General features: G+C 69.0%; 15 protein-coding genes, 1 tRNA gene and 1 pseudogene. 13 read left to right on the top strand and 4 right to left on the bottom strand.

Translation table 11 applies throughout. From position 1 onward, the window contains the following. Positions 1–235 precede the first annotated feature (235 nt). The 6 genes from DMC18_RS08645 to zapE all read left to right on the top strand — a co-directional run bounded on the left by DMC18_RS08645 (position 236) and on the right by zapE (position 7,836). Complete coding sequence (locus DMC18_RS08645; RefSeq protein WP_110132864.1) at positions 236–1,771, top strand: MFS transporter; 1,536 nt, start codon at positions 236–238, stop codon at positions 1,769–1,771. An 8-nt stretch (positions 1,772–1,779) separates the two neighbouring features. Beyond that, positions 1,780–4,137 (top strand): glucan 1,4-alpha-glucosidase, encoded by a 2,358-nt coding sequence (locus tag DMC18_RS08640; RefSeq protein ID WP_110132863.1) that lies wholly within the window; start codon positions 1,780–1,782, stop codon positions 4,135–4,137. A 53-nt stretch (positions 4,138–4,190) separates the two neighbouring features. Next, entirely contained in the window at positions 4,191–4,607 is a 417-nt protein-coding gene (locus tag DMC18_RS08635; RefSeq protein ID WP_110132862.1) for a DUF5990 family protein, read from the top strand. 43 nt (positions 4,608–4,650) lie between these two features. After that, on the top strand, positions 4,651–5,958 hold the full coding sequence (gene rmuC, locus DMC18_RS08630) for a DNA recombination protein RmuC (RefSeq protein WP_110119581.1): 1,308 nt from the start codon (positions 4,651–4,653) through the stop codon (positions 5,956–5,958). Between the two features lie 8 nt (positions 5,959–5,966). Further along, complete coding sequence (def, locus tag DMC18_RS08625) at positions 5,967–6,488, top strand: peptide deformylase (RefSeq protein ID WP_110119582.1); 522 nt, start codon at positions 5,967–5,969, stop codon at positions 6,486–6,488. Positions 6,489–6,717: 229 nt separating this feature from the next. Beyond that, complete coding sequence (zapE, locus tag DMC18_RS08620) at positions 6,718–7,836, top strand: cell division protein ZapE (protein ID WP_110119583.1); 1,119 nt, start codon at positions 6,718–6,720, stop codon at positions 7,834–7,836. 27 nt (positions 7,837–7,863) lie between these two features. On the opposite strand, the gene DMC18_RS08615 is transcribed toward zapE, so the two are convergent. Further along, positions 7,864–9,297: a sensor histidine kinase gene (locus DMC18_RS08615; RefSeq protein WP_110132861.1), complete on the bottom strand. Its 1,434-nt coding sequence runs from the start codon at positions 9,295–9,297 to the stop codon at positions 7,864–7,866. A 180-nt stretch (positions 9,298–9,477) separates the two neighbouring features. Here DMC18_RS08615 and sdhC point away from each other — a divergent pair, with 180 nt between their 5' ends. The 7 genes from sdhC to DMC18_RS08580 all read left to right on the top strand — a co-directional run bounded on the left by sdhC (position 9,478) and on the right by DMC18_RS08580 (position 15,422). Next, positions 9,478–9,885, top strand: a complete 408-nt coding sequence (gene sdhC, locus DMC18_RS08610; protein WP_110119585.1) for a succinate dehydrogenase, cytochrome b556 subunit — start codon at positions 9,478–9,480, stop codon at positions 9,883–9,885. A gap of 2 nt (positions 9,886–9,887) precedes the next feature. After that, on the top strand, positions 9,888–10,289 hold the full coding sequence (gene sdhD / locus DMC18_RS08605) for a succinate dehydrogenase, hydrophobic membrane anchor protein (RefSeq protein WP_110119586.1): 402 nt from the start codon (positions 9,888–9,890) through the stop codon (positions 10,287–10,289). Further along, positions 10,289–12,076 carry a succinate dehydrogenase flavoprotein subunit gene (gene sdhA / locus DMC18_RS08600; protein WP_110119587.1) on the top strand — a complete coding sequence of 596 codons (1,788 nt, stop codon included), beginning with the start codon at positions 10,289–10,291 and terminating at the stop codon, positions 12,074–12,076. The genes sdhD and sdhA overlap by 1 nt, the downstream gene beginning before the upstream one ends. Positions 12,077–12,086: 10 nt before the next feature. Then, complete coding sequence (locus DMC18_RS08595; RefSeq protein WP_110119588.1) at positions 12,087–12,869, top strand: succinate dehydrogenase iron-sulfur subunit; 783 nt, start codon at positions 12,087–12,089, stop codon at positions 12,867–12,869. Beyond that, positions 12,866–13,762, top strand: a complete 897-nt coding sequence (locus DMC18_RS08590; protein WP_110119589.1) for a tetratricopeptide repeat protein — start codon at positions 12,866–12,868, stop codon at positions 13,760–13,762. The genes DMC18_RS08595 and DMC18_RS08590 overlap by 4 nt, the downstream gene beginning before the upstream one ends. Positions 13,763–13,836: 74 nt before the next feature. After that, positions 13,837–15,072, top strand: coding sequence for an NAD(P)/FAD-dependent oxidoreductase (locus DMC18_RS08585; protein ID WP_110132860.1), 1,236 nt, complete (start codon positions 13,837–13,839; stop codon positions 15,070–15,072). Positions 15,073–15,101: 29 nt separating this feature from the next. Beyond that, positions 15,102–15,422: a 2Fe-2S iron-sulfur cluster-binding protein gene (locus DMC18_RS08580; protein ID WP_101713977.1), complete on the top strand. Its 321-nt coding sequence runs from the start codon at positions 15,102–15,104 to the stop codon at positions 15,420–15,422. A gap of 180 nt (positions 15,423–15,602) precedes the next feature. On the opposite strand, the gene DMC18_RS08575 is transcribed toward DMC18_RS08580, so the two are convergent. From DMC18_RS08575 to DMC18_RS08565, 3 genes and pseudogenes are all read right to left on the bottom strand, one after another. Beyond that, positions 15,603–15,893: a hypothetical protein gene (locus DMC18_RS08575; RefSeq protein ID WP_110119591.1), complete on the bottom strand. Its 291-nt coding sequence runs from the start codon at positions 15,891–15,893 to the stop codon at positions 15,603–15,605. A gap of 175 nt (positions 15,894–16,068) precedes the next feature. Beyond that, a tRNA-Thr gene (locus DMC18_RS08570) sits at positions 16,069–16,144 on the bottom strand. Between the two features lie 40 nt (positions 16,145–16,184). Further along, positions 16,185–16,658, bottom strand: a pseudogene (locus tag DMC18_RS08565) (heme biosynthesis protein HemY); the annotation flags it as partial.

Here is a 16,658-nt window from a genome sequence, read left to right as displayed (position 1 = left end):
CTGTGCAAATTTATGAGAATTACTGCACGGGCCATGCTGGTCGTTCAGCACTTGCGGATACCGGATGGGCCTCGCTCACGCCTGAAAAGTTCCCACCAATCCCTGAAATAACCCGATAATATCCACTTCCTCATTGCATCGCTCCCCGCCCCATGCGCAAATGCCCGCCGCAAAGCGCATTGCAAAAATTTGCGCAAACGGCCGGGAAAACCGGCGGCGTCACGGCGGGGAAGCGATGACCAAGGCCAGGCTGAGCCTCTTCCAGATCTGGAACATGTGCTTCGGGTTCTTCGGGATCCAGATCGGCTTTGGCCTGCAGAACGCCAACACCAGCCGCATCTTCCAGACCCTGGGCGTCGAGATCGATCACCTGGCCATCCTGTGGATCGCCGCGCCGGCCACGGGCCTCTTGGTGCAGCCGATCATCGGCTACCTGTCCGACAAGACCTGGGGGAAGCTCGGCCGCCGGCGGCCCTACTTCTTCTGGGGCGCGATCCTGACCACGGCCGCCCTGATCCTGATGCCCAACTCGCCGTCCCTGTGGATCGCGGCCTCGGCGCTGTGGATCATGGACGCCTCGATCAACATCACCATGGAGCCGTTCCGGGCCTTCGTCGGCGACAACCTGCCCGACGAGCAGCGCTCGACCGGCTACGCCATGCAGAGCTTCTTCATAGGGATCGGCGCCGTGCTGGCCTCGTGCCTGCCGTGGATCCTGACCAACTGGCTGGACGTGGCCAACACCGCCCCGGCCGGCCAGATCCCGGACTCGGTGCGCATCGCCTTCTACGCCGGCGGCGCGGTGTTGCTGGCCTCGGTGCTGTGGACGGTGTTTTCCACACGGGAATATTCGCCCGAGCAGATGGCCGCCTTCGAGGCCGCCGAAGCCGCGGCCAAGGGCGAGGCGGTCGCCGTCGAGGCGCAGGCCGCCGGCCGCGGCGTCGCCGCCTACCTGACCGGCGGCGTGGCCTGGACGATCGCCGGCCTGGCGGTCGCCGTGGGCGTCTACGCCGCCCGGCTGGAGAAGGAACTCTACGTCCTGGCCGCCCTGATCGCCGGCTTTGGCGTGGCGCAACTGGTCGCCGGCCAGCTGAAGGCGGCCGGGCGCACCCGCAACGGCTTTTCCGAAGTGGTCGAGGACCTCTTCGCCATGCCCTCCACCATGAAGCAGCTGGCCGTCGTGCAGTTCTTCTCGTGGTTTGGCCTGTTCGCCATGTGGATCTACACCACGCCCGGCGTGGCGGCCTTCCACTACGGCGCGACCGACACGGCTTCCGCCGCCTACAACGCCGGCGCCGACTGGGTGGGGGTCTTGTTCGGGGTCTATAACGGCGTGGCGGCTCTGGCGGCCCTGCTGATCCCGGTCATCGCCCGCACCACCAGCCGCCGCGTCGCCCACGCCCTGTGCCTCGTTCTGGGCGGGCTTGGCCTGCTGTCGTTCCTGGTCATCCGCGACCCCAAGCTGCTGATCGTCGGCATGGTCGGGGTCGGCTTCGCCTGGAGCTCGATCCTGTCGGCCCCCTATTCGATCCTGTCGGGCTCGGTGCCGGCGCGGAAGATGGGCGTCTATATGGGCATCTTCAATTTCTTCATCGTCATCCCGCAGCTGCTGGCCGCCACCGTGCTGGGCCTGCTGCTCAAGACCTTCTTCGGCGGCCAGGCGATCTATGCGCTCGTGCTGGGCGCGATCTCGTTCCTGATCGCCGCCGTCGCCGTCTTCGCCGTCAACGACCCGGGCGAGCCCAAGCGGCTGGCCAAGTCTGCTTCGTGAGGCCCCCCATGCGTACCCTCAAGACCCTGATCCTGGCCGCCTCGGCCCTCACCGCCGCCGTCGCCACGACCGCCTGCGCCGCTGAGCCGGCGACGACCTGGGCCTATTCGGCCAAGACCGCCGTCGGTGCCTCGTACGAGGCCTATGTCGACGGCACCTACAAGGACGGCGGCCGCACCGGCGCGGTGTCGAAGGTGTGGTTCTCGGTCGCCGACGGCGTGCTGACCGAGACCATGTACGGCCTGATCCACGAGGCCCAGATCAAGCAGATGCGGGTCGCCGTGAAGACCGCCGACGGTCTTGTGGTGGAGGGCCGCGACACGACCGCCAAGACTGAATATCTGTATACGGATAAAAAGGGCCGACCGCTGTCGCCGGCCTACAAGATCACCACCACCGACAAGGCCGGCCGCTTCGTCATCGAGAAGCGGATCTTCACCGATCCCGACCGCAACGCCCTGTTCCTGCGGGTGACGGTCAAGGCCCTCAAAGGTCCGGTGACGCCGTTCCTGGTGCTGGAGCCGCACATGGCCAACACCGGCGGAAACGACGTCGGCTCGGCCGGCGCGCAAGGGCTGACGGCCGGCGAGGGCAAGGTCTATCTGACCCTGCGCGGCGACCGCCCGTTCGCCAAGGCCGCCGCCGCCAGGCTGGAAGGCAATGACGCCCTGAAGATCCTCGACGGCGGCGTGCTGGAGGGCGCGTCCGAAGCCAAGGGCGCGATCGTCCTGGCCGCACAGCTGCCGACCCTGGCCGCCGGCGAGGCGACCTACGACTTCGCCATCGGCTTCGGCGCCGATCCGGGCGCCTCCAGCCAGACGGCCATGGCCAGCCTGAAGACCGGCTATGCCGAGGTGCTGGCCCGCTACAACGGCGAGGGCGAGCGGGTCGGCTGGGCCGACTACATCGCCTCGCTCTCGGAGCTGCCGCGGGTGGCCGCCCAGTCGGCGGACGGCGGCAAGCTGGCCTATGCCAGCGCCCTGATGCTGAAGGTGCAGGAAGACCGCACCCACGCCGGCGCCCTGATCGCCTCGCTGTCCAATCCCTGGGGCGACACGGTGGACGCCGCCAAGCCCTCGACCGGCTACAAGGCCGTCTGGCCGCGCGACTTCTACCAGTGCGCCATGGCCCTGGCGGCCCTGGGTGACAAGGAAACCCCGCTGGCCGCCTTCCACTACCTGCCCACCGTGCAGGTCGGACCCAAGACCCCCGGCAACAAGGGCGCCGGCGGCTGGTTCCTGCAGAAGACCGAGGTGGACGGCACGCCCGAATGGGTCGGCGTCCAGCTGGACCAGACGGCCATGCCGATCATGCTGGGCTGGAAGCTGTGGAAGCTGGGCTGGCTGTCTGAGCCTGACCTCAAGGATTACTACGCCCGCATGATCAAGCCGGCCGCCGACTTCCTCGTCGATGGCGGCAAGGTCAACATCGGCTGGAACCACGAGACCATTGTCCCGCCCTTCACCCAGCAGGAGCGCTGGGAGGAGCAGGCCGGCCACTCGCCCTCGACCACGGCCGCGGTGATCGCCGGCCTCGTCACCGCCGGCGACATCGCCGACCTCGCGGGCGACAAGGCCTCGGGCGACCGCTATCGCGCCACGGCCGACGCCTATTCGGCCAAGGTCGAGGCGCGGATGTTCACCACCAGCGGCAAGTTCGGCGATGGCAGCTACTTCATGCGCCTGAACAAGAACGAAGACCCCAACGACAAGGCCCCGATCGGCGCCGCCAACGGCCAGATCGCCCCGCCCGAGGACGAGGTCGTGGACGGCGGATTCCTGGAACTGGTCCGCTACGGCGTGCGCCGGGCCGACGACAGCCACATCGCCGGCAGCCTGCCGGAGCTGGACGATACGGCCCGCGAAGACCTCTATCGCGTGCGCTACGATTTCGACTTCCCGGGCGTGAAGGGCGAGTTCCCCGGCTGGCGGCGCTACGACGTAGACGGCTATGGCGAGGACGCCAAGACCGGCGGCAACTACGGCGAGGGCGGCGAAATGAGCCCCGGCCAGCGCGGCCGCGTGTGGCCGATCTTCACCGGCGAGCGCGGCCACTACGAGCTGGCCCTTGCCCAGGAAAAGGCGGCCGCCGAGAAGGGCAAGGTCGGCAAGGGCCAGATCGACGCCATCCGCGCCCGCTACGTGAAAGCCATCGAGCTCTTCGCCAATGACGGCCTGCTGATCCCCGAACAGGTCTGGGACGGCGTCGGCGCCGACGCCCGCCACCCCTATGTGAAGGGCGAGGGCACGGACTCGGCCACGCCGCTGGCCTGGTCGCACGCCGAGTACCTGAAGCTCCTGCGCTCGCTGGCCGACCGTCAGGTCTGGGACCGCTACGAGCCGGTGGCGGCGCGCTACGCGAAGTAGGGCGTTTGCCCCGGGCGCGGCGTCGGCTACGACTTCGCCCCGGGAGGAACGCCATGACCGGTCAGCCGATCACGCTGAGGCTGCGCATCCAGGACCCGATCCCGGGCGTGGCCTACAGCCTGCAGGACAAGAAGAACCATCCCGTGGGGCCGGTGATCGCCGGCGACGCGTCGCTGGCCTTCGACGTACCGGTGCGCCTGGCGCCGGGACCTCGGTTCCTGGGCGAGTTCGTCCGCAGCGAAGGCCCCAGCCGGCGGTTTGTCTACATCGCCATCGGAACCTCGGCCGGCGATCACGCCTCGCCCTGGAGCCGGCGCGCCAAGATCGACATCCACACGATCCCGGCGGACCTCTTGGCGCGAGCCCTGGAGGGCGCGGTGCTCGAGGCCCTCCTGCCCGGCAAGGCCAGGGACAGCGGCCCGGCCTGCGCGACGGTGGTTCCGCTGGCGCCCTGGCGGGTGGGCGATTGATGCCCGCCTTCCTCTGGCCCTCGACTCCGGCTAAGAACGGAGCATGAACGCTGTCGACCCCTACCTGATCCTCGCCCTCGTGTTCCTGGTCGCCGCGGCCGGGGCGGTCGTCTGGGCGCTGATGGCGCAGCGCAAGGCCGCCGCCGCCTCGCAGGAGGTCTGGCGGCTCTCCGCCCAGCTGGAGCAGGCGCTGGAGCGCCACCGGATGCTGGAGGATCAGTCCAAGACCCAGATCGAGCTGATCCGCGCCCAGGCCGAGAAGAGCGCCCAGGCCGTGGCCGAGCAGCTGATCAAGCGGGCCGACGAGAACGCCAAGAGCCGCGACCAGCTCACCCACGCCCGCCTCGAGGCCCAGCTGAAGCCGGTGGCCGAGACCCTGGCCAAGTTCGAGGCCCAGGTCACCGCCGTCGAGAAGTCGCGGGCCGAGGAGAGCGGCGGGCTGAAAGCGCAGATCGCCGCCCTGATGGAGGCCTCGGCCGCCACCCAGACCGAGGCCCGCAAGCTGTCGGCCGCCCTGCGCCGGGGCGCGGGCGTGCAGGGCCGCTGGGGCGAGCAGATGCTGCGCAACGTGCTGGAGATGGCCGGCCTCAAGCACGGGGTCGACTTCACCGAGCAGGTGTCGCTGGACGGCGGCCGCGTGCGTCCCGACGTGGTGGTGCGGATGCCGCGCAACGCCGCCTTCGTCATCGACGCCAAGTGCTCGCTGAACGCCTATCTGGAAGCCCAGGACGCGGCCGACGACGTGGCCCGCGAGGCCGCCTATCTGCGCCACGCAAATAGCCTGCGGGAGCACATCAAGTCGCTGTCGGCCAAGGCCTATTGGGACGCCCTGGAGGTCTCGCCCGACTTCGTTGCCATGTTCGTGCCCGGCGACGGCATCCTGGCCGCCGCCTTGGAGCGCGCGCCCGAGCTGATGACCGAGGCCATGGAGAAGCGGGTGATCATCGCCACGCCTTCGACCCTCTTCGCCCTGTGCAAGGCGGTGTCCTACGGCTGGCGTGTCGAGGAGCAGGCCAAGAACGCCGTCGAGGTCGCCGCCCTGGGCCGAGAGCTCTACAAGCGCGTCGCCGATATGGGCGGCCACGTGGCCGGGGTGGGCCGTTCGCTGTCGCAGGCGGTGGACAAGTACAACGCCTTCGTCGGCTCGCTGGAGAGCCGGGTGCTGCCCAAGGCCCGCGAGTTCGAGAAGCTGAAGGTCGAGCACGGCGGCAAGGGCATCGAGGAGCTGACGGCCGTCGACACGGCCGTGCGTCCTGTCACCAAGCTGGAAATCGCGGCCCCGGATAGCCAACCGACGGATGAGGTGGGACAATCGCCCGCCTTGACCCTCGGAAACGGGACGCCTACCTGAGTGACGTTATGGCCATCCGTCGCATCCTCACCATCGATAACGCCGCCGATCTGGCGACCCTGAAGAAGATCTCCACCCCCGTGGAGGCCGTCACCGACGACCTGCGCGTGCTGATGGATGACATGCTCGAGACCATGTACGACGCGCCCGGCATCGGCCTGGCCGCCGTGCAGGTCGGCGAGCCCGTGCGCGTGATCGTCATGGACCTGGCCCGCGAGGGCGAGGAGCCGGCCCCGCGCTTCTTCGTCAATCCCGAGCTGTTCGACCCGTCGGAAGAGCTGTTCGCCTACGAGGAAGGCTGCCTGTCGGTGCCGGAATATTACGACGCCGTCGAGCGTCCGGCGAAGATCAAGGTGCGCTACCTGAACTACCAGGGCGAAAAGGTGGAAGAAGAGGCCGAGGGCCTGTTCGCCGTCTGCATCCAGCACGAGATGGACCACCTGGAAGGCGTGCTGTTCATCGACCACCTGTCGCGCCTGCGCCGCGACCGCGCCATGGCCAAGGTCAAGAAGGCGCGCCGGGCGGCCTGATTGGCCGACGCTGAGTTTTGAAGAAGAGCCCCGGTCCGCAAGGCCGGGGCTTTTTCTTTGATCCTCCCCCTCTGGGGGAGGTGGCGCGAAGCGACGGAGGGGGGCGTTTTCAGCTTGTGTTGAAGCGGCCGGTTTCCGCGCCACTCCCCTCTCCGTCGGCTTCGCCGACACCTCTCCCTTCAGGGAGAGGGTTTCCCCGCAGCGCTTCCCGCGCTAACCCGCATCCGCAATGCCTCAGTCCGTCCGCACCGCCTATCGTGAGCGCCTCGCCGCCGGCGAGCTTCGTCCCGACGTCGCCCAGGCCGCCGCCATCGAGGCCCTGGCCCGGCTGGAAGCCGATCTCGACGGGGCCGGCGAGCCCAGCTTCTCGTTCTTCGGCCGCAAGCCCAAGAGCCAGCGCGGCCTCTACATCTGGGGGCCGGTCGGGCGCGGCAAGTCGATGGTCATGGACCTGTTCTTCGACAGCGCCCCGGTGCACCGCAAGCGGCGCGTCCACTTCCACGTCTTCATGGCCGAGGTGCACGCCCACATCGACGCCTGGCGCAAGGGCGACGCCTCGGAACGGAAAGCCCGCTTCGGCCGCCACAAGGGCGATGATCCCATCGCGCCGACGGCCGAGCTGATCGCCGACCAGGCGAGGCTGCTGTGCTTCGACGAGCTGCAGGTCACCGACATCGCCGACGCCATGATCCTGGGCCGGCTGTTCGAGGCGCTGTTCGCGGAAGGCGTCACGCTGGTCGCCACCTCCAACCGCCCGCCCGACGACCTCTACAAGGACGGCCTCAACCGCCAGCTCTTCACCCCCTTCATCGCCATGCTGAAGGAGAAGATGGAGGTCGTGGCCGTGCGCGGGCCGGTGGATTTCCGCCTCGACCGCCTGCGGGCCGGCCGCACCTGGCTGTCGCCGGTCGACAAGACCACCGAGGCCGAGTTCGACACGCTGTGGGCCGACATGCTGGACGGCGCCGAGGAGACGGGCGCGACGCTTGAGGTCATGGGCCGCAAGCTGCGCCTGCCGCGCGCCGCCGGCGGCCTGGTGCGCAGCTCGTTCGCCAGCCTGTGCCAGCAGGCCCTGGGGCCGCAGGACTATCTGGCCCTGGCCGCGCGCTTCCACACCATCTTCCTGGAGGACATTCCCCTCCTGGTTCCGGAAAAGCGCGACGCCGCCAAGCGCTTCAACACCCTGATCGACGCCCTCTACGAGGCCGACGCCAAGCTGGTGGCCCTGGCCGCCGGCGAGCCCGAGGCGCTGTATCCGGCCGGCGACGGCGCGTTCGAGTTCGAGCGCACGGTGTCGCGCCTGCAGGAGATGCGGTCGGCGGACTACGTGGCGCGGGTGCGGGATTAAATCCCTCTTCCATAGGGAGAGGGATCTTTAAAACACCCGGTCCAGCGACACCGTGAACCGGCACGTCAGCCCCGTCTCCGCATAATCGATCGCCACCACGCCGCGCAGTTCGGCGCCGATGCTGCGTTCGATCAGGCGCGAGCCGAAGCCGCGACGGGCCGGGGCGGCCGCCGGCGGGCCGCCGGCCTCGCGCCATTCGAAGCGGAGCGCGCCCGGCGGCTCGACGCTCCAGCCCAGATGCAACTGGCCGGCCTCGACGCTCAGGGCCCCGTACTTGGCGGCGTTGGTGGCCAGTTCGTGGAACACCATGCCCAGCGACAGGGCCACCCGGGCGGGCAGGTTGACGTCCGGTCCGTCCATGACGATGCGGGCCGCGTCGTAGGGCGCCAGTTCCTGGGCCAGGATCGGGCGCAGGCCCGCCCCCGCCCACTGGCTGTCGGTCAGGGCGTTGTGGGTCTGGGACAGGGCCAGCAGCCGCGCCTCGAACGCCCGCACGAAGGCCTCGGGCTTCTCGACCCCGCGCAGGGTCTGGCGGGCGATGGCCTGGACGGTGGCCAGGGTGTTCTTGACCCGGTGGTTCAGCTCGTCGAGCAGCAGGCGCTGCTGCTCGCCGGCCAGCACCTTGTCGGTCACGTCCGAGCCCTCGACCAGCACGCCCGACACCGCGCCGTCGGCCTCGACGATCGGCTGGTAGATGAAATCCAGGAAGCGGTCCTCCAGCGGACCGTCCGGGGTGCGCTGGAGGGCGACCTTGATCTCGCGGCCGACGAAGGCCTCTCCAGAGGCGCTGACCCGGTCGAGCAGGGCGATGAAGCCCTGTTCCACCACCTCGGGCAGGGCCTCGCGCAGGGGCAGGCCGACCACGTCGCGCCAGCCGATCAGCTGGCTGTAGGCGTTGTTGACCAGGTCGATGCGGTGGTCGGGGCCGCGCAGCACGGCCATGAAGCTGGGCGCCTGCATGAACAGGCGGCGCAGGTCGGCGCTATGGGCCTCGGCGGCGCCGGCCCGCAGCAGCACGTCGTCCTGCAGCATGGTCATCTCGCCCCGCCCGAAGGCCACGTCCTTCAGCCGCTGGATGGCGGTGACGTCCTGGGTGTGCTGGACGATGTAGGCCGTGCGGCCGCCGGGGCCGGGAATCGGCGTGTGGGTGGCGCTCCAGATGCGGTCCTCGAAGCCGCCGCCCAGATGGGCGGGCCGCTCGATGGCGTAGGGGATCAGCGGCAGGTGGTCGATCTTGCCGCTGTCGCGGGCCCGGATCAGCGAATCTTCCAGACGGGCGCGCGACTCGCCCTCGCTGGGAAAGGCCTCGAAGACATGCAGGCCGGCGATGTCGTCCCAGCGGCGGCCCAGGGCGTCGAGATAGGCCTGGTTGGCCGCCACGTACCGCAGCTCGCGGTCGAGCATCATGTACGGGGTCGGCAGCCGGTCGAACACGGCCTCGAAATCGATCGGCCCGGTCATCCCCTGAATGTTTTCCCCCATCGGCAGCCAGCCATAACGCAAGCTTCGCTTGAGCGGTTCCGGCATTCACTCGTCGGGCGAATTGAGAACGTATCTCAAGTAATGGCCGTTTCGTTGACACCCCGGCGCTCGCGCTTAAAAGCGTCCCGCAACGCACAAATCCACAGGTTGGACGTAAAAATGACCGAGACCAGCCGGGGGCTCCCAGAGCGTCCGCTGTCGCCGCACCTCCAGGTCTGGCGCTGGCACATCACCATGGCGTGCTCGATCCTGCACCGCGCCAGCCTGTTCGCGCTGTACATCGGCGTCCTGCTGCTGGCGGGCTGGGCCCTGTCGCTGGCCTCGGGTCCCGACCACTACGCCTGCTACACGGGTCTGCTGGGCTCGCTGATCGGCAAGCTGCTGCTGTTCGGCATCACCGTCGCGGTCTTCTACAACGTCGGCTACATCGTCCGTCAGAGCTTCTGGGACCTGGGCAAGGGCTTCAATCCCAAGACCGCCGACATGACCGGCCTGGCCGTGATCGCCTTCGCGATCGTCGCCGCCGCCGTCACCTGGATCATCGCCGCCGCGACGGGAGCGATCTGACCATGAGCACCTCCAACAGCCCCTTCCGCACCCCGCTGTCGCGCGCCCGCGGCCTGGGCGCCGCGCACCACGGCGTGAGCCACTTCATCTCCGAGCGCATCTCGGGCCTCGCCCTCGTGCCGCTGTTTATCTGGGGCGCCTTCGCGGGCATCCGCCTGGCCGGCGCCGATTTCGACACCGTCGCGGCCTGGGTGGCGATCCCGCTGAACGCCGTCCTGCTGTCGCTGCTCTTCGTGGCCCTGCTGGTCCACCTGAAGAACGCCATCCAACTGGTCATCGAGGACTATGTCGAAGCCTTCGCCCCCAAGGCGGCGCTGGTCATCGGCAACCTCTTCGTCTGCATTCTCGCCGGCGCCGTGGGGATCGTCTCGATCCTGAAGATCGCCTTCACCGGAGCCCTTTGATGTCGGCCTACACGTTCATCGACCACAAGTTCGACGTCGTCGTCGTGGGCGCCGGCGGCTCGGGCCTCCGCGCCGCGCTCGGCGCCGCGCAAGCCGGTCTCAAGACCGCCTGCATCACCAAGGTGTTCCCGACCCGCAGCCACACCGTGGCGGCCCAGGGCGGCATCTCGGCCTCGCTCGGCAACATGGGCCAGGACGACTGGCGCTGGCACATGTTCGACACCGTCAAGGGTTCGGACTGGCTGGGCGACCAGGACGCCATCGAGTACCTGACCCGCAACGCTCCGGCGGCGGTCTATGAACTCGAGCACTGGGGCGTGCCGTTCTCGCGCACGGCCGAGGGCAAGATCTACCAGCGCGCCTTCGGCGGCATGACCAAGAACTTCGGCGAAGGCCCGATCCAGCGCACCTGCGCGGCGGCCGACCGCACCGGTCACGCCATGCTGCACACGATGTACGGCCAGTCTCTGGCCCACGACACCGAGTTCTTCATCGAGTACTTCGCCCTCGACCTGATCATGGAAGACGGCGCCTGCCGCGGCGTGACCGCGTGGAAGCTCGACGACGGCACCCTGCACCGCTTCCAGGCCCAGACCGTGATCCTGGCCACCGGCGGCTACGGCCGGGCCTACTTCTCGGCCACCTCGGCCCACACCTGCACGGGCGACGGCAACGCCATGGCGCTGCGCGCCGGCCTGCCGCTGCAGGACATGGAATTCGTGCAGTTCCACCCCACCGGCATCTACGGCGCCGGCTGTCTGATCACCGAAGGCGCCCGCGGCGAAGGCGGCTACCTGACCAACTCGGAAGGCGAGCGCTTCATGGAGCGCTACGCTCCGTCGGTTAAGGACCTGGCGCCCCGCGACATGGTCAGCCGCGCGATGACCATCGAGATCCGCGAAGGCCGCGGCGTGGGTCCCAACAAGGACCACATCTTCCTGCACCTCGACCACCTGGATCCGAAGATCCTGGCCGAGCGCCTGCCGGGCATCTCGGAGACCGCCAAGGTGTTCGCCGGCGTCGACGTGACCAAGGCTCCGATCCCGGTGCTGCCGACCGTCCACTACAACATGGGCGGCATCCCGACGAACTACCACGGCGAAGTGGTCACCAAGGCCGGCGACAACCCCGACCAGGTGATCCCGGGCCTGATGGCCGTGGGCGAAGCCGCCTGCGTGTCGGTGCACGGCGCCAACCGCCTGGGTTCGAACTCGCTGATCGATCTGGTGGTGTTCGGCCGCGCGGCCGGCCTGCGCTGCGCCGAGACCCTGACCCCCGGCGCCAAGCAGCCGGAACTGAAGGCCTCGCAGACCGAGGCGCACGTCGCGCGCTTCGACCGCATCCGCAACGCCAACGGCTCGACCCCGACCGCCGAACTGCGCCTCGAAATGCAGAAGGCGATGCAGGAAGACGCCGCCGTGTTCCGCACCGGCGAGAGCCTGGACAGCGGCGTGGCCCGTCTGCAGGCCGTCTGGGACAAGAAGAACGACGTCAAGGTCTCCGACCGCGGCCTGGTGTGGAACACCGACCTGATGGAGACCCTGGAGTTCGACAACCTCATCGGCCAGGCGGTCGTGACGGTGAACGGCGCGGCCAACCGCACCGAGAGCCGCGGCGCCCACGCCCGCGAGGACTACTCCGACCGCAACGACACCGAATGGATGAAGCACACCCTGGCCTGGCTCGACAACGAGACCGGCAAGGTGAAGATCGATTTCCGTCCGGTGCACAACTACACGATGTCGACCGACATCGACTACATCCCGCCGAAGCAACGGGTTTACTAGGGGAACGCAGATGGTCCAGCTCTCTCTTCCCAAGAACTCCCGCGTTCAGAGCGGCAAGCACTGGCCGGCCCCGGCCGGCGCCAAGACCGTGCGCTCGTTCAAGATCTACCGCTATGATCCCGAAACCGGGATGAACCCGCGGTGGGACACCTACGACGTCGACGTCGAGGCCTGCGGCCCGATGGTCCTGGACGCGCTGCTCTACATCAAGAACACCATCGACCCGACCCTGGCCTTCCGCCGGTCGTGCCGCGAGGGTGTCTGCGGCTCGTGCGCGATGAACATCGGCGGCCGCAACACCCTGGCCTGCACCCACGGCCACGGCGAGGTGCCCGGCAAGGCCGTGCAGATCAGCCCGTTGCCGCACGTGCCGGTGGTCAAGGACCTGATCCCCGACCTGACGCTGTTCTACGCCCAGTACGCGTCGGTCGAGCCGTGGCTGCACACCACGACCCCCGAGCCGCAGAAGGAATGGCGTCAGTCGCCGGAAGATCGCGAAAAGCTCGACGGCCTCTACGAGTGCATCCTCTGCGCCTGCTGCTCGACCTCGTGCCCGAGCTACTGGTGGAATGGCGAGAAGTACCTGGGCCCCGCGGCCCTGCTGCACGCCTACCGCTGGCTGATCGACAGCCGCGATGAAGCGACCGGCGACCGCCTCGACGACCTCGAGGATCCGTTCAAGCTCTATCGCTGCCACACGATCATGAACTGCGCCCAGGTCTGCCCCAAGGGGCTGAACCCGGCCAAGGCCATCGCCTCGATCAAGAAGATGCTGGTCGAACGCGTCGTATGATCCAAGTCCTCGTCCTCGCCGTCGGCCTGCTCGTTTCCAGCGCCGCCGGCGCGGGCGAGGCGACCGAAAGCCCGGCCTTCCTGAAGGCCAAGGGTCAGCTCGTCGCGGGCGACCCGGCGGGCAAGCCCGCCCTGGAGCGGCTGGCGGACGAAGGCGATCCCGATGCCCGGATCCTCGTGGCCGGGGCCAAGTTCATCGGCGGCGGCGGCTTTTCCGCCGACAAGGCCGGCGCCTGCCGGTTGTGGGCGCAGGCGGCCGACGCCCGCCCTCTGGCCGCCCACCTCCATGCCGAATGCGTCGAACGCGGCCATGACGGCTCCACGCCCGATCCGGCCCGCGCCCGGACGCTCTATCAGGCCGTCGCCGATCGCGGCTTCGCCAAGTCGAAATGCGCCCTGGGCAACCTGATGATGGCGGGGCAGGGCGGCGTCATCGACGTTCCGCGCGGCCTGGCCCTTTGCCGCGAAGCCGCCGAGGCCGGCGACGCCGACGCCCAGACCGATGTCGGCGACGTGCTGCTGAAGGGCCAGTGGGTTCCCCGCGACATCGTCCAGGCCCGCGCCTGGTACGAAAAGGCCGTCGCCCAGGGCCAGAAGAACGCCGCCTTCACCCTGGGCCAGATCTTCTGGAACGGCGACGGCGTGGCCAAGGACAACGCCCGGGCGGCCGAGCTCTGGCGGATGGCCTACGCCAAGGGGCGGCTCGACGCGGCCGTGTTCCTGGGCGACGAGGCTTTTGTCCGCGCTGCGGGCGCCAAGCCGAAGTTTGATCGCACGGCGATGGACGAAGCCATCGTTTGGTACGAAAAGGCGCTGGCTCAGGATCCTGCGGCCCAGGCCAGGATCGGCCCGCGTCTGGACATCCTGCGCAAGATCAAGGCCGCCGGATCCTGATCGACCACCGGCTTGCCAAAAGGTGACGCCGTCGTCATTTTTGACGCAACGAGAGGAAATGCGCGTTGAGTGAAGTGGTCGAGAGCGATCCGAAAGCCAAGGTGGTCATTGTCGGCGCGGGTCATGCCGGCGGTTCGGCGGCGGCCTTCCTGCGTCAGTACGGGCACGAAGGCCCGATCGTGCTGATCGGCGAGGAGCCGCTCCTGCCCTACCAGCGCCCGCCGCTGTCCAAGGCCTGGCTGAAGGGCGAGGCCGACGCCGACTCCCTCGCGCTGAAACCCCAGGAATGGTACGCCGAAGCCAATGTCGCCCTGCGCCTGCAAGGCGTGGCGACCAGCCTCAACCGCGGCGCCCGCACCGTGACCCTCGCCTCGGGCGAGGTCATCTCCTACGACTTTCTGATCCTCGCCACCGGCGCGCGCGCCCGCGAGCTGCCGATCCCCGGGGCCGACCTTGCCGGCGTCCTGGCCCTGCGCACGGCGGCCGACGCCGAGGCCCTGAAGGCCGCGCTGGGTCCAGGCAAGCGCCTGGCCGTGGTCGGCGGCGGCTATGTCGGCCTGGAGGCGGCGGCCTCGGCCCGCGCCCTGGGCGCCGAGGCCACGGTGATCGAGCGCGAGAGCCGGGTGCTGGCCCGCGTGGCCTGCGAGACCCTGTCGACCTTCTTCCAGGACTATCACGGCGCCCGGGGCGTCAAGTTCGAGCTCAACGCCAATGTCGAGGCCTTCGAGGGCCAGGACGGCCGCGTCACCGGCGTGCGCCTGAAGGGCGGCGAGGTCGTGGCCTGCGACGCGGCCCTGGTCGGCGTCGGCGCCCATCCCAACGTCGAGCTGGCCCAGGACGCGGGCCTGGAGTGCACCGGCGGCATCGTCGTCGATCTGGAAGCCCGCACCAGCGACCCGCACGTCTTCGCCATCGGCGACGTCGCCCACCGGCCGCTGCCGGTCTACGAGCGCCAGTTCCGGCTGGAGAGCGTGCCCAACGCCCTGGAGCAGGCCAAGCAGGCCGCCGCCGCCATCGTCGGCCGCGCAGGACCCCCGCCCGAGCTGCCGTGGTTCTGGTCCGACCAGTACGACCTCAAGCTCCAGATCGCCGGCCTGCCGTTCGACGCCGACAGCACGATCGTGCGCGGCGACGTGGCCGCCGCCAGGTTCGCCGTCTTCCACCTCAAGGGCGACCTCGTCCAGGCCGTGGAAGCCGTCAACGCGCCGCCCGAGTTCATGGCCGGCAAACAATTGATCGCCAAGCGGACGCCCGTGTCTAAGACAAAGCTGGCGGATCCGGCGATATCCATGAAGGAAGTGGCGGCCTGAAAGCCGCCCTCTAACTACGCAGGGGAACCATGGCCAAGATCACCTACATCGAATTCGACGGGACCGAGCACGTCCTCGACGTCAAGCCGGGCCTGACGGTCATGGAAGGCGCCGTGAAGAACAACGTGCCGGGCATCGACGCCGACTGCGGCGGCGCCTGCGCCTGCGCCACCTGCCACGTCTATGTGGACGACGCCTGGACCGACAAGACCGGCGACAAGTCGGCCATGGAGGAGTCGATGCTCGACTTCGCCGAGAACGTCGAGCCCAACAGCCGCCTGTCCTGCCAGATCAAGGTCAGCGACGCCCTCGACGGCCTGGTCGTGCGCCTGCCGGAAAGCCAGCACTGACACTCAGATCCTTCTCCCCTTGCGGGAGAAGGAGTCGGCGCGAGCCGACGGATGAGGGAGCTCTCAAACGCAAGGCGCCGCGACGGCTAAGCAGCTGTCGCGGCGTTTCTGTAGGTGCGACCCCTCACCCGACCCCACTTCGTGGGGCCACCTTCTCCCGCAAGGGGAGAGGGGCGCTGGTCAGTTATAGACCGCCTGGTAGGTCACGCCCTGGGCGTCGCGGCCCAGCGGCACCAGGAACATGTCCACCTCGCCCTGCACGGCGTTGCGCACCCGGTAGACGGCCTGCGGCAGCACGTGCTGCACGTTCGACTTGAAGACCAGGCTGAACGGCGCGCGCTGCGAATTGGGATCGTGGGCCTTCAGCGGCTGGATGTCGATCAGGGTCAGGTGCATCGACCCGCCGGCGACCAGCAGTTCGTAGGTCGTGTTGGCCTGAGCGCCGAAGCTCTGCATCTGAAGCAACTGCATGGTGGTCCTTCCCCCTCTACCAGCGGCGCGGCGTCGACCGTCCAGCGCGCATCCGGAACAGGGCTGCACTTTGGCGCGCGACCGGCGCCCGCGCAACCGCCGAGCTTTGTGCAAATGCGCACGGCAGCCCAAAGCGCCCCGGGCGAAGCCGTTGGAACCTGGAAAGGGGAGAAAGTGGTGCCGCCTAGGTGACTCGAACACCTGACCTACGCATTACGAATGCGCCGCTCTACCGGCTGAGCTAAGGCGGCCCACGGCCCGTCGGCGAGATTCGCCGGGCGGAGGGAGCGCCTATTTAGCGGGGCGCGGGCCGCTTGCCAAGCGTCGGCGTGCGTTCGTGTTGCGACGGGGCGCCGGAGCCGGTCCCGGGGCGTCCGGCGAGGGCGGATCGTCGAGCCCGCCGGCGTCGTCCAGGCCTGGGTGGTCAAGGAACGGGATCAGGGCGCCGCCGGTCTCGGCCGCGTGCACGAAGGCGGTGGATTCGGCATAGGCCGACTGTCCGTAGGCCGAGGGCAGCTCGGGCAGGTCGCTCATCGTGCGCTCGCGGCGCTCGAATCGCGGATGCACCAGTTCGCCGGTCTCGGCGTAGCTGGCGGCCAGGCGGGCCCAGTCCTCGCGGCCGTAGGCGAAGGCCTGGCCCTCGGGGTCGAGATCGCTCCAGTCCGGCTCCTGCGGCGCGGCGACGCCCCGGGCGACCCAGGCGCGGGCCTCGTCGGGCTCGCCGCCCGCGAAGGCCACCCGGGCCATCAGCCCGGCCAGGCGGGC

The organism is Caulobacter sp. D5 (genome assembly GCF_003185805.1).
GTDB lineage: Bacteria > Pseudomonadota > Alphaproteobacteria > Caulobacterales > Caulobacteraceae > Caulobacter.
The sequence above is the reverse complement of the archived record's forward strand: the minus strand, read 5'-3'. Positions and strand labels throughout refer to the sequence as shown.

Coding starts and splice junctions, on each gene's coding strand:
- DMC18_RS08640 (WP_110132863.1), top strand. CDS start 1,780: ATGCGTACCCTCAAGACCCTGATCCTGGCCGCCTCGGCCCTCACCGCC.
- DMC18_RS08575 (WP_110119591.1), bottom strand. CDS start 15,893: ATGCAGTTGCTTCAGATGCAGAGCTTCGGCGCTCAGGCCAACACGACC.
- sdhC (WP_110119585.1), top strand. CDS start 9,478: ATGACCGAGACCAGCCGGGGGCTCCCAGAGCGTCCGCTGTCGCCGCAC.
- rmuC (WP_110119581.1), top strand. CDS start 4,651: ATGAACGCTGTCGACCCCTACCTGATCCTCGCCCTCGTGTTCCTGGTC.
- DMC18_RS08635 (WP_110132862.1), top strand. CDS start 4,191: ATGACCGGTCAGCCGATCACGCTGAGGCTGCGCATCCAGGACCCGATC.
- DMC18_RS08580 (WP_101713977.1), top strand. CDS start 15,102: ATGGCCAAGATCACCTACATCGAATTCGACGGGACCGAGCACGTCCTC.
- DMC18_RS08590 (WP_110119589.1), top strand. CDS start 12,866: ATGATCCAAGTCCTCGTCCTCGCCGTCGGCCTGCTCGTTTCCAGCGCC.
- DMC18_RS08615 (WP_110132861.1), bottom strand. CDS start 9,297: ATGACCGGGCCGATCGATTTCGAGGCCGTGTTCGACCGGCTGCCGACC.
- DMC18_RS08595 (WP_110119588.1), top strand. CDS start 12,087: ATGGTCCAGCTCTCTCTTCCCAAGAACTCCCGCGTTCAGAGCGGCAAG.
- def (WP_110119582.1), top strand. CDS start 5,967: ATGGCCATCCGTCGCATCCTCACCATCGATAACGCCGCCGATCTGGCG.
- sdhD (WP_110119586.1), top strand. CDS start 9,888: ATGAGCACCTCCAACAGCCCCTTCCGCACCCCGCTGTCGCGCGCCCGC.
- zapE (WP_110119583.1), top strand. CDS start 6,718: ATGCCTCAGTCCGTCCGCACCGCCTATCGTGAGCGCCTCGCCGCCGGC.
- DMC18_RS08645 (WP_110132864.1), top strand. CDS start 236: ATGACCAAGGCCAGGCTGAGCCTCTTCCAGATCTGGAACATGTGCTTC.
- sdhA (WP_110119587.1), top strand. CDS start 10,289: ATGTCGGCCTACACGTTCATCGACCACAAGTTCGACGTCGTCGTCGTG.